Source organism: Caballeronia calidae (assembly GCF_900044055.2).
GTDB classification, from domain to species: domain Bacteria; phylum Pseudomonadota; class Gammaproteobacteria; order Burkholderiales; family Burkholderiaceae; genus Caballeronia; species Caballeronia calidae.
In genome coordinates this window covers 1-851 of the sequence record NZ_FCOX02000317.1, presented here as the reverse complement: position 1 = coordinate 851, position 851 = coordinate 1, and the positions used below count along the sequence as shown (strand labels likewise).

Here is an 851-nt window from a genome sequence, read left to right as displayed (position 1 = left end):
GCCGAGCCTTTCCATTCGCGGCCCGTGACGAGCTGGAACGGACGTGTGCTGATCTCTTCGCCCGCCGCCGCCACGCCGATGATGAACGACTGGCCCCAGCCCTTGTGCGTGCATTCGAGCGCCTGACGCATCAGCTTCACATTCCCGACGCATTCGAACGAGTAATCCGCGCCGCCATCGGTCAGTTGCACGATGTGGTCGACGACGTTCTCCACGTCCTTCGGGTTGATGAAGTGCGTCATGCCGAACTTCTTCGCGAGTTCCACGCGTCCCGGATTGATATCGACGCCGATGATCTTGTCCGCGCCGACCATCTTCGCGCCCTGAATCACATTGAGGCCGATGCCGCCGAGACCGAACACGACGACATTCGCGCCCGCTTCGACTTTCGCCGAATACACGACCGCGCCGACGCCCGTCGTCACGCCGCAGCCGATATAGCAGATCTTGTCGAACGGCGCGTCCTCGCGCACTTTCGCGACCGCGATTTCGGGCACGACGATGTAGTTCGAAAACGTCGATGTGCCCATGTAGTGAAAGAGCGGCTTGCCATCGAGCGAAAAGCGCGAAGTCGCATCGGGCATCAGGCCCTTGCCCTGCGTCGCGCGAATCTTCTGACAGAGATTCGTCTTGCGCGACAGGCAGAACTTGCATTCACGACACTCGGGCGTGTAAAGCGGAATGACGTGATCGCCCTTCTTCAAGGTGCCGACGCCCGGCCCGACATCGACGATCACGCCCGCGCCTTCGTGCCCGAGGATCGCCGGAAAGATGCCTTCCGGATCGGCGCCGGACAGCGTGTAGTAATCGGTGTGGCAAATGCCCGTCGCCTTCACTTCGATCAGCACTTC

At 61.3% G+C, this 851-nt stretch carries 1 protein-coding gene; it reads right to left on the bottom strand.

Features of this window, described 5'->3' with window-relative positions:
• The coding region (locus AWB78_RS42835) for a zinc-binding dehydrogenase (RefSeq protein WP_062613357.1) at positions 1-851 on the bottom strand (851 nt) is incomplete at both ends.